At 62.1% G+C, this 8,962-nt stretch carries 12 protein-coding genes; 4 read left to right on the top strand and 8 right to left on the bottom strand.

What is annotated here, in order from left to right:
• The coding region (locus B2V90_RS14475) for a transposase (protein WP_293921944.1) at positions 1–159 on the top strand (159 nt) is incomplete at its 5' end.
• A 156-nt stretch (positions 160–315) separates the two neighbouring features.
• Positions 316–714 (top strand): VOC family protein, encoded by a 399-nt coding sequence (locus B2V90_RS14470; protein WP_293921937.1) that lies wholly within the window; start codon positions 316–318, stop codon positions 712–714.
• Positions 715–943: 229 nt separating this feature from the next.
• On the opposite strand, the gene B2V90_RS14465 is transcribed toward B2V90_RS14470, so the two are convergent.
• Genes B2V90_RS14465 through B2V90_RS14430 form a run of 8 tightly spaced genes read right to left on the bottom strand, consistent with a single transcriptional unit; the run spans position 944 to position 7,807 of the window.
• Positions 944–1,063 carry a DUF2474 domain-containing protein gene (locus tag B2V90_RS14465; RefSeq protein ID WP_293921935.1) on the bottom strand — a complete coding sequence of 40 codons (120 nt, stop codon included), beginning with the start codon at positions 1,061–1,063 and terminating at the stop codon, positions 944–946.
• Complete coding sequence (gene cydB, locus B2V90_RS14460; RefSeq protein ID WP_293921932.1) at positions 1,063–2,070, bottom strand: cytochrome d ubiquinol oxidase subunit II; 1,008 nt, start codon at positions 2,068–2,070, stop codon at positions 1,063–1,065. The genes B2V90_RS14465 and cydB overlap by 1 nt, the downstream gene beginning before the upstream one ends.
• A gap of 5 nt (positions 2,071–2,075) precedes the next feature.
• Positions 2,076–3,479: a cytochrome ubiquinol oxidase subunit I gene (locus B2V90_RS14455; protein WP_293921929.1), complete on the bottom strand. Its 1,404-nt coding sequence runs from the start codon at positions 3,477–3,479 to the stop codon at positions 2,076–2,078.
• 60 nt (positions 3,480–3,539) lie between these two features.
• A complete protein-coding gene (locus tag B2V90_RS14450) occupies positions 3,540–4,319 on the bottom strand; it encodes a sulfite exporter TauE/SafE family protein (RefSeq protein ID WP_293921942.1) in 780 nt (259 codons plus the stop codon).
• 5 nt (positions 4,320–4,324) lie between these two features.
• Positions 4,325–6,010, bottom strand: coding sequence for a bifunctional protein tyrosine phosphatase family protein/NAD(P)/FAD-dependent oxidoreductase (locus B2V90_RS14445; protein WP_293921926.1), 1,686 nt, complete (start codon positions 6,008–6,010; stop codon positions 4,325–4,327).
• Positions 6,011–6,030: 20 nt separating this feature from the next.
• Positions 6,031–6,468, bottom strand: a complete 438-nt coding sequence (locus tag B2V90_RS14440) for a DUF6691 family protein (RefSeq protein ID WP_414711610.1) — start codon at positions 6,466–6,468, stop codon at positions 6,031–6,033.
• The gene (locus B2V90_RS14435) at positions 6,468–6,899 is read right to left on the bottom strand and encodes a YeeE/YedE family protein (protein WP_293921920.1); all 432 of its coding nucleotides are present in this window, start codon (positions 6,897–6,899) and stop codon (positions 6,468–6,470) included. Before B2V90_RS14435 ends, B2V90_RS14440 begins: the two co-directional genes overlap by 1 nt.
• Positions 6,899–7,807, bottom strand: coding sequence for an MBL fold metallo-hydrolase (locus B2V90_RS14430; RefSeq protein ID WP_414711609.1), 909 nt, complete (start codon positions 7,805–7,807; stop codon positions 6,899–6,901). The genes B2V90_RS14435 and B2V90_RS14430 overlap by 1 nt, the downstream gene beginning before the upstream one ends.
• 116 nt (positions 7,808–7,923) lie before the next feature.
• Here B2V90_RS14430 and B2V90_RS14425 point away from each other — a divergent pair, with 116 nt between their 5' ends.
• Entirely contained in the window at positions 7,924–8,583 is a 660-nt protein-coding gene (locus B2V90_RS14425) for a peroxiredoxin (protein WP_293921917.1), read from the top strand.
• Positions 8,580–8,960 (top strand): ArsR/SmtB family transcription factor, encoded by a 381-nt coding sequence (locus B2V90_RS14420; protein WP_293921914.1) that lies wholly within the window; start codon positions 8,580–8,582, stop codon positions 8,958–8,960. Before B2V90_RS14425 ends, B2V90_RS14420 begins: the two co-directional genes overlap by 4 nt.
• The last annotated feature ends 2 nt before the right edge of the window (positions 8,961–8,962 follow it).

Raw genomic sequence — 8,962 nt, 5'->3', positions numbered from 1 at the left:
ATCAAATACGACAAACGCCGCTACAGGCGCCGCAACCGCATCGAGATTATGTTCGGCCGCCTCAAGGACTGGCGCCGCGTCGCCACCCGTTCCGACCGCTGCCCAACCGCCTTCTTATCGGCGATAGCACTCGCTGCCACCGTCATCTTCTGGCTCTGATCAGTGAGTCCTGACCCTAAAAATCGGTCTTTGGCGCTCGCGGCTCCCGCCCAGTAGCGGACGATCCAAGGATTCGAGGGTGACCGCAGGTTTTGTACCGGTTAGATAGGAACGCTAATGGCGATCGGAAGTCGATCAGCCTTCGGGAGAGTATGCGTGCTTTTTCACACCATGGTCGGATCGAACGACATTGAACGGTCCAAGCGCTTCTACGACACGGTGCTTGGCACTTTGGGTGCAGGGGCAGGAACACGGAACATCGCTGACAGCGGCCATACGCGTCTGATCTACAACAACGGCGGCGGGACCAACTTCATCGTCAGCCAGCCGATCAACGACGAACCGGCAAGCGTCGCCAACGGGAGCACCGTGGCGTTTTCCTGCGATTCTCCCGAGCAGGTAAAGCTGCTTCACGATACCGCCATTGCCGCTGGCGGAACCTCGATCGAAGCTCCGCCCGGCCCGCGCGAGACTGCCTCCATGGGAACCATCGAACTGGCCTATTTTCGTGACCCCGACGGCAACAAGCTGTGCGGAATTCATTTTCCCGCCTGATCCGTCCGGAATGGGTCCGCTAAAGATCTTTGCGGACTTAGATCATATGGTCCCGGTAATGTCCGTCTTCCAAAAGAATGCCAAATTCGCCATCGACGGCTGCCGACCAACTTACGCCATCCGAAAAGTGGATGCGAGCGGCAGCTTTGTATAGAAACGGCCGTTCGAAGTATTTCCGATCGTCGACGATCGACATTCGCTTCTGTCACGCGAACGTCCACCTCCGACCCTAAGGCTTTAGCCAGTACCGGATCACACCGCCTACCAGCGCGAGTGATCCGACGCTCATCGTCCATATAGCGATAAGCCAGCCGAGCCGTTTCCACAAAGGGTGGGGAGTATCGTTCATCAGTGATAGCCGTGCGTGCCGACCTTGCCGCGAAAGACCCAGTATGCCCATCCGGTGTAAGCAAGGATGACGGGCATGATAATTGCCGTGCCGATCAACATGAATATCTGGCTCCGCTCCGGTGCGGCGGCGTCCCAGATCGTGATGCTGTCAGGCACGATGTAGGGGAACAGGCTGATACCCAGGCCCGCAAATCCAAGCGCAAACAGGGCAAGGGCAAGAAGAAATGGTACGGCGACCGCTCCGCTGCGCAGCTTCCGGAACAACAGAAATGCAACGATCGCGGTGAGCAGCGGCACCTGCGCCGTCGCCAGCACGCCTGGCATGTCGAACCAGCGCTTCCAATATTCGAACTGCAGGAATGGTGTCGCGGCGCTGACTGCCGCCATCGCGACCAGTGTGCCGATCGCCGCCCACAGTGCGAGCCGTCGGGCGTGCGCCTCGGCGCCTCCCTCCACCTTCCAGATCAGCCAGGTGGCGCCCAGCAGCGCATAACCGATGACAACTCCGGCACCCGTCAGCAAGCTGAACGGCGTCAACCAGTCGAGCCAGCCACCGGCATAGGCCTGGTTTTCGACCTGGACGCCCTGAAGGATTGCGCCCAGCGTTACGCCCTGAGCAAAGGCGGCGATGAACGAGCCCAGGCTGAAGGCAACGTCCCACAAAGCGCGGTGGCGCGGATCGCGCCAGCGGAACTCAAAGGCCACGCCCCGGAAAACAAGCCCGAGAAGCATCGCGATGATGAGTGGATAGGTCGCGGTCAGAACGACGCCATAAGCGAGCGGGAAGGCGGCGAAGAGTCCGCCGCCGCCCAGCACCAGCCATGTCTCGTTACCGTCCCACACCGGCGCGATCGAATTCATCGCCTGGTCGCGCTCTTCACCCACCTTGAAGCTGGGGAACAGGATGCCGATGCCCAGGTCAAACCCGTCCATGACGACATACATGAATACGGCAAAGGCGATGATGAACGCCCAGATCACCGTCAGGTCCATATTGATGCTCATCTCGCTTACTCCGTCCCGGCCACGATGGCCGGCGCGGGGGTGATCCCGGCCGCGCGTTGAGGCATGTGACCGGGGCCGGGCTCGGCTGGGCCCGCCTGACGATGCATCAGATGCAGGATATACCAGGTGCCGGCGCCAAAGACCGCGAAATACACGATGATGAACGCGATCAGCGATGCCCCGACTGCAGGGGCGGCAAGCGGCGATGCGCTCTCGGCGGTGAGCATGTGGCCATAGACGGTATAGGGTTGGCGCCCCACCTCCGTGGTGATCCACCCGGCAATTACTGCCACGAAGCCCGATGGCCCCATCAGCACGGCGGCGCGATGCAGCCACGACCAGTCGTAAAGGCGCTTACGCATCCGCGCGACCAGGCTCCACAGCCCAAGGCCCAGCATGGCGAAGCCGATGCCGACCATAACGCGGAACGACCAGAAGATGACCGGCACGGGAGGCTCGCGGTTATCGGGAATCGTATCGAGGCCGGAGAGCGGCGCGTTCAGATCGTGCTTCAGGATCAGCGATGAGGCCTTGGGAACCTCCACGGCATAATCGATGCGTTTCTCCGCGCTGTTGGGAATGCCGAACAGGATCAGCGGCGCACCGTCCGGGTGGCTCTCATAATGCCCCTCCATGGCCATGACCTTGGCGGGCTGCTGCTCCAGCGTGTTGAGGCCGTGCATATCGCCGGCGAAGATCTGGACCGGCGCGACGATCGCGGCCACCCACATTGCCATGCTGAACATCTTTCGCGCATGCAGGTTCTTGGCGTCGCGCAGCAGATGCCATGCACCGACCGCGCCGACCACAAAGGCCGTAGTCAGATAGGCGGCGATCACCGTATGGACGAGCCGATAGGGAAAGCTGGGGTTGAAGATGATCGCCAGCCAGGAGTCGCCCGGCAGGAAACGGCCATCCGGTGACAACGAGAAGCCGGTCGGGGTCTGCATCCAGCTGTTCACGGACAGGATCCAGAAAGCCGAAATAAACGTGCCGAGCGCCACCATGCAGGTGGCGGCGAAATGCAGGCCTTTTCCCACCTTGGACATGCCAAACAGCATGACGCCGAGAAAACCTGCTTCCAGGAAGAAGGCGGTCAGCACTTCATAGGCCATGAGCGGTCCGATCACCGGCCCTGCCTTTGTCGAGAAGACAGACCAGTTGGTGCCGAACTGATAAGACATGACGATGCCGGAGACGACGCCCATGGCAAAGGCGATGGCGAAGATCTTCACCCAGTAGCGAAACAGGTCGAGATAGATGTCCCGCCCGGTTTTCAGCCAGAGTCCCTCCAGGACCATCAGATAGCTGGCCAGCCCAATTGAAAAGGCTGGAAAGATGAAGTGGAAGCTGACCGTGAACCCGAACTGGATTCGGGCGAGCAGCAGCGCATCGAAAGTGTCGAACATTGCGATTACTCCCCGGGCCGAAATTGCAGACGGGCCGGCATCTTCCAATTGGACAATATGCTACACTATCGCGCCTACGCTTTTAACCAGCATATAGGCTGCCACGACGAAGATCAGGACGGCGAACACCGTGGTCAGCGTGCCGGTGCCAGACAGCCGTTTGGCGACGATCGTGCCTATGAAGCCACCTGCGATGCCGCCTGCGATAAACACGCCTGCCAGAACCCAGTCAATCAGCCCGGAAAAGGCATAGTTGGCCGCCGTTGTGAGACCGAATGCGGTCACCGCGACAAGGCTGGTCCCAACCGCGTTGATGATCGGCATGCTGGTCGATGCGACAAGGCCGGGGACGATCAGGAAACCGCCGCCGATGCCGAAGAAGCCCGAGAAGATGCCGGTGCCCAGACCATAGCCCAGCACTTTGGGCGCATTTTCACGATTGCATTGGGCACCCGGTATGCCAAGCGCCTTGCGCCCGCGCAGCATCAGTACGCCGACGACGATCATTACGAGAGCGAACAGGAACAGCAGTTTCTGCCCATCGAACGCCTTGCCGACCGTCGACCCGCCCAGCGCACCAAGGACGCCCGCCGCCGCATACATGCCGCCGCAGCGCCATTTGACGGTATGCTCCCGCGCATGGCTGGCCAGCCCGGTCGCAGCGTTGACGGCGACCGCCAGCGCCGATGTGCCGATCGCGACGTGCGGACTGGAGACACCGACCAGATAGACCATCAGCGGGACGGCCAGGATCGACCCGCCGCCACCGACCAGCCCCAACGAGAAGCCGACCAGCGAACCGGACAGCAGGCCCAGCACATATTGCAGGGGTTCGAGCATGGCGATCATGCCGCCTGACGGACGCGTTCGATCGGTTGCGGCTTTACCAGCCACTCATGCCCCTTGAGCATACCGTTCCAATAAATCCACGGCAGCGCCTCCGACTTAAGCAGCCACGACAGCCTTGCGGGCTGCGTTCCATCGATCAGCCATTTTGGGAAGCTGGGCATGAGCTTGCCACCATAGCCGAACTCGGCAAGGACGATCTTGCCCTTCTCGACCGTTAGCGGGCAGGAGCCGTAGCCGTCATAACCGGCCACCGGCTCGCCACGCTTGAGTACCGACAGCAGGTTGACGGCCACAATCGGCGCCTGTTTGCGCGCCGCGGCGGCAGTCTTGGCATTGGGCGTAGAGCCACCATCGCCAAGACCGAAGATATTGGGATAGCGGATGTGCCGCATCGTCACCTGATCGACCTCGACATAGCCCGCTTTGTCCGCCAGCGGGCTGTCGGCAACGAAGCGCGGCGCGATCTGGGGCGGGGTTACATGCATCATATCAAATGCGCGCGTCACTTCGCCCGTCTTCTCGCGGAAGGTCGCGGTTTTCGCAGCGCCATCGACCGCGATCAGGGTGGATTCAAAATTGAGGTCGATACCGTATCGCTCGACATAGCCCATCAGTGCGGGGACATAGTCCTTCACGCCGAACAGCACGCCGCCCGCATTGTGGAAGGCAACATCGATGTTGTTGAGGACGCCGCGCTCGAGCCAGTTGTCGCACGACAGGTACATCGCCTTCTGCGGCGCGCCAGCACATTTGATGGGCATCGGCGGCTGGGTGAACAGCGCCACGCCTTCCCGCAGATTGCGCACCAGATCCCAAGTGTAGGGTGCGGTATCATAGCGATAATTAGATGTGACGCCGTTCCGGCCCAGCGTTGCCGCCAGCCCGTCAATCGCGTCCCAGTCCAGCACGTTGCCCGGCGCGACAACCAGCGCGCGATAGCCGATTGCATGGCCACTGGCCGTCGTCACCTGATCCTGTTCGGGTTGAAAGCTTTGCGCGGCTTCCCTGATCCAGGTGACACCCTTGGGCATCACCGATGCCATCGAATGACAAGTGGTTTTCGGGTCAAACACGCCCGCGCCGACCATTGTCCAGCCGGGCTGGTAATAATGGTCGGTGCGCGGCTCGATAATCGCGATCGACAAGGTGGAATCGCGCTTATGGATCGACGCTGCTGTCGCGATACCGCCCGCCCCGCCACCGACGATCACAACGTCGTAGCGGGCAGCAGGGCAATCAAGCGCCGAGCCGTCCGAGCGGCTGGCCGCTGTGCCCTCTATCTGGTCGCGCACTTGCGACAGGTCATAGCCAGCCGCACCTGCCGCGCTCAGGATGGCGGCGGTCGGGCGTGATCCGGCCTGCGACAAGGCCCACAGCGTCGCGGCGCGCATGCCCGAGCGGCAAAATGCCAGTGTCGGGCCAACGGCGGATGCCAGCGCATCGCCAAAGGCCGTGACGGACGCCTCGTCGAAATTTCCGCCGCTGATGGGAATATGACGATAGACGATGCCGAGCGCTTCAGCCTGTGCCTTGAGGTCGGCCGAGAGGGGCTGGCCGGGTTCTTCGCCATCGGGCCGGCTGTTGATGATCAGGCGGATGCCGGCGGGCGCGGCACGGGCAATGTCTTCCGGTGTAATCTGGCCGCAGACGAGCAGTTCCTCGTCGAGCTTCTGGGGATTCATCGAACCTCTCCTTTTTCGAGTCAGGCGTGGACCGGCGTTCGCGGTCCTGATGGGCGATCGAGCGCCCAGACGATCGCGAAGCCGACCGCCATCGCAGCGGTGAAAACGGCGGCTGCCGGAGGGTTGATGGCAAATGCCGCCAGCGCAGGGCCTGGGCACAGGCCGCCGAGCCCCCATCCGATGCCAAACAAGGCCGACCCGCCGAGCAGGCGCGGTGTGATCGGGTCGGTATCGGGGAGGTGAAAGTCGACATCAGCGACAGGCGCCGCCATCCGCCGCTGGATCAGCCAAGCGATGGCCATGGGGATCATCGCGCCACCCATGACGAAGGCCAGGGTGGGGTCCCAGCCACCAAACAGGTCCAGGAAACCGCGGACCCGCACCGGATCGAGCATCCCCGAGACGGCGAGGCCCGCGCCGAATAGCAGCCCTGAGGCAAGGCCGATCACGGTGCGCATCACCAGCCACCTCCGACTGCATTGACGATTGCCACGGTCGCGAAGCCGGTCGCCATGAAGGTGAATGTCGCAAAGATGGATCGCTTCGACAGGCGCGACATGCCGCACACACCATGACCAGACGTGCAGCCCGAGCCAAGCCGCGTGCCAATGCCGACGATCAGACCGGCGACAGCGAGCGTTGCCATGCTCATGGGAAAGCGCGACAGGATCGACCCCGCCAGCCATGCGACGAGTGCCGCACCCAGAGGCAGGCCGATGATAAAGGCCAGCGCGAGCATGCGCGGTGCGCCGCCGCCGAGCCCCAGAGCCCGCACCGCCATGCCGCTGACGCCAGCGATGCGGCCAGTTCCCAGCAGCATGATGGCAGCTGCCGCGCCGATCATCAGGCCACCGATCAGCCCCTGCACCGGCATCGCATAATCAGGCATCACAGCACGTCCAGGGGGAGCTTGAGGTAGCGCGAGCCATTTTCTTCCGGTTCGGGAAGATGGCCGCCGCGCATATTTACCTGAATCGAAGGCAGGATCAGCCGCGGCATTCCCAGCGTCGCGTCACGCCGGGTGCGCATCTCGACAAATTCATCTTCGCCCACACCTTCATGGACATGAACATTGGAATCGCGCTGCTGACCGATGGTGGTTTCCCACACATAGTCGTCGCGGCCCGGTGCCTTGTAATCATGGCAGAGGAATGTGCGCGTCTCGCGCGGCAGCGCCATCAGGCGACGGATCGAGTGATAGAGCATCCGGGCATCGCCGCCGGGGAAATCCGCGCGGGCGGTGCCATAGTCCGGCATGAACAGCGTGTCGCCGGTGAACACTGCGTCGCCGATGACATAGGCAAGGTCCGCAGGCGTATGTCCTGGCACATGCAGCCCAACGGCAGGGATGGAGCCGATCGCAAACCGATCGCCATCGTCGAACAGACGATCGAACTGCGATCCGTCACGCTCGAACTGCGTACCCTCGTTGAAAATCTTGCCGAATACCGCCTGGACTGTGGTGATAGTGCGACCGATCGCAAGCTTGCCGCCGAGCTTTTCCTGAAGGAACGGCGCAGCGGACAGGTGATCGGCATGAGCATGCGTTTCCAGCAGCCATTCGACTTTCAGCCCCTCGGCTTCGACATAGTCGATGATCGCCTGTGCCGAGTCATGCCCGGTCCGGCCTGACGCGGGATCGAAATCGAGAACGCTGTCGATAATGGCTGCGGCGCGGGTCACGGGATCGTGGACCACGTAGCTTGCCGTAAATGTCGCTTCGTCGAAGAAAGTGCGCACAACTGGCGCGGGCATTTCGTCGGCGCGGCTTTCCGTCACAATCTGCGTTGCGAGCATGAGCGGCTCATCAGGGTGGTCCATCTCGACTCTCCAAACTTTCTCACCTACACGTTTCAAATAATCGAGTATTGTGGTTGCGTCAACCGACGAGATTGATGACAATGTCGATCAGCATGAATGAAAGGTTCGATTTGGCTCCTGAACTTCCCTCCTGTTCCGCGTTGCGCCTTGGCGAGGAAGCGCCGGATTTCACCGCCCGCTCGACCCGTGGCCCGGTATCACTTTCAGATTTCCGAGGGCGCTGGCTTGCGCTCTTTTCTCATCCGGCGGATTTCACGCCGGTCTGCACCAGTGAGTTTGTGTCGATCGCGCGCGCGCATGACCGGTTTGCGGCGTTGGGGTGCGAACTGATGGCGCTGTCGGTCGATAGCCTGTTTTCCCACCTCGCCTGGATCCGCGCGATCCGCGATCGGTTCGATGTCGTCGTGGACTTCCCGATCATCGAAGATCCGACGCTGGAGATCGCGCGCGCCTATGGCATGGTCGGTCCAAACGCGATGGACGCAAGCGCGGTGCGAACGACCTATTTCCTCGATCCGGATGGGATATTGCGGGCCTCGACCTGCTATCCGGCCAGCGTCGGTCGCTCCGTGGAGGAGATGCTGCGCCTCGTTGCCGCGCTTCAGCGTGTCCATGATGGATCGGCTCTGGCGCCGGAAGGCTGGATGCCAGGCAGTGATCTGCTCGCGGTCCCGAGCCATGACTTCGCCGACGTGCTGGCCGCGCCCGCCGGCACCGACTGGTTCTATACGCCGATCAAGGATCGGGCATGATGGCGGATATCGCGACGCTTGATCTCGAGGCTGCGGCGGATCTGCTTCGGGCGCTTGCCCATCCGGTGCGGCTCTCCCTGCTGCGCACGCTCATAGATGGCGAGCGCTCGGTGGGCGAGATCGAACAAATAGCCAATGTTGTGCAGCCCGGCCTTAGCCAGCAGCTCGGTGTACTGCGCAAGGCCGACCTTGTGCAGACGCGGCGCGAAGCCAAACTGGTTTTCTATCGCATCAATCAGGCCCGTATCGCCGAAGTCAGCGCCTTGCTTGATGCCTTTGCCGGAACGGTGGCGATATCCCGTGCAGACGCGGTCGCGGCCCGACTGCAGGCCGGCGGCGGCGCGGCCATGTTCGCGCGGATCACGCCACGTAAATGATG

This window comes from Sphingobium sp. UBA5915 (assembly GCF_002431195.1).
GTDB lineage: Bacteria > Pseudomonadota > Alphaproteobacteria > Sphingomonadales > Sphingomonadaceae > Sphingobium > Sphingobium soli.
The sequence above is the reverse complement of the archived record's forward strand: the minus strand, read 5'-3'. Positions and strand labels throughout refer to the sequence as shown.